The sequence below is a fragment of the Myxococcus sp. CA033 genome (genome assembly GCF_013336625.1).
GTDB classification, from domain to species: Bacteria; Myxococcota; Myxococcia; order Myxococcales; family Myxococcaceae; genus Myxococcus; species Myxococcus llanfairpwllgwyngyllgogerychwyrndrobwllllantysiliogogogochensis.
Genome location: NZ_JABUMU010000066.1, coordinates 1 through 1,346, shown reverse-complemented (window position 1 = coordinate 1,346; position 1,346 = coordinate 1). Strand labels below are relative to the sequence as shown.

The window sequence follows — 1,346 nt, the reverse complement described above, 5'->3', positions numbered from 1 at the left end:
GCAGCGCCGCTTCCAGGCACGGGACGTCCACCGGCTCGCTCGACGCGAGCATGAAGGCCTGGGCGAAGTGGTGCGGTTCGAGGAGTTCCTTCTCGAAGAAGTCGAGCTGGATGGGCGTCAGGAGGGAGGTGCCGAGCACCATGCCCGAATCGACCTGCGGCCCACCCTGCTGCTTCGCCACGCGCGCCAGCGCTTCCAGTGTCTGGTGTTGGAAGAGCTGGTTTGCGGCCAGGTGCAGGCCGGCCTGACGCGCGCGTGAGACCACCTGGATGGCGAGGATGGAGTCGCCGCCCAGCTCGAAGAAGTTGTCGCGGAGGCCGATGCGCGGCACGCCCAGCAACTCGGTCCAGATGCGGGCCAGCGCCTGCTGTGGCGGAGTCTGGGGTTCGAGGAAGGCTCCCGCTTCGCGAGGCTTCAGGTCCGGAGCCGGGAGGGCCCGTCTATCGACCTTGCCATTGGGGGACAGGGGCAGGGCCGGCAGCGTCACGAAGGCCGAGGGCACCATGAACTCGGGCAGGCGCGCGGAGAGAGAGGCGCGCAAGGCCTGGGTGTCGAACTCGGCGGAGGCGACGAGATAGGCGACGAGGCGGGGAGCGGAAGCATCCTCGCGAAGGACGACGACGGCATCGGCGACGCCGGGAGCGGCGAGGAGCGCGGCCTCGATTTCACCCAGCTCGATGCGGAAGCCGCGCAGCTTGACCTGGAAGTCGGCGCGGCCGAGGTACTCGAGGGAGCCGTCAGGCAGCCAGCGAGCGACGTCGCCGGTGCGGTAGAGGCGCGCGCCGGGAATGGCGGAGAAGGCGTCGGGGAGGAATCGCTCGGCGGTGAGCGCGGGACGGCTGAGGTAGCCGAGGCCGACCTGGACGCCGCCGATGAAGAGCTCGCCCGGCACGCCGACGGGAGTAGGGAGTCCGGTGGAGTCGAGGACGTGGAGCTGCGTGTTGGAGACGGGGCGACCGATGGGGACGAAGTGTCGGGAGTCGCCGCGAGCGCAGTGCCAGAAGGAGACGTCGACGGCGGCCTCGGTGGGGCCGTAGAGGTTGTGGACCTCGGCGGAGGCGGGAAGGAGGGCGTGCGCGCGGCGGACGAGCTCGGCGGGGAGTGCCTCACCACTGCACACGACGCGACGAAGTCCGGAGAGCTTCTCGACACCCGGCTCCTCCAAGAAGGCGCGGAGCATGGAGGGGACGAAGTGGAGCGTGGAGACGCGCTGCTCCGCGATGAGGCGAACGAGGTAGGCGGGGTCCTGGTGACCGCCGGGCTTCGCGAGGACGAGGCGAGCGCCCGTCATGAGGGGCCAGAAGAACTCCCAGACGGAGACATCGAAGGAGAAGGGCGTCTTCTGA

General features: G+C 69.8%; 1 protein-coding gene. It reads right to left on the bottom strand.

The genetic code is table 11. From position 1 onward, the window contains the following. Positions 1–1,346: AMP-binding protein (locus HUA78_RS45645; protein ID WP_174479121.1), on the bottom strand; the 1,346-nt coding region annotated here is incomplete at both ends.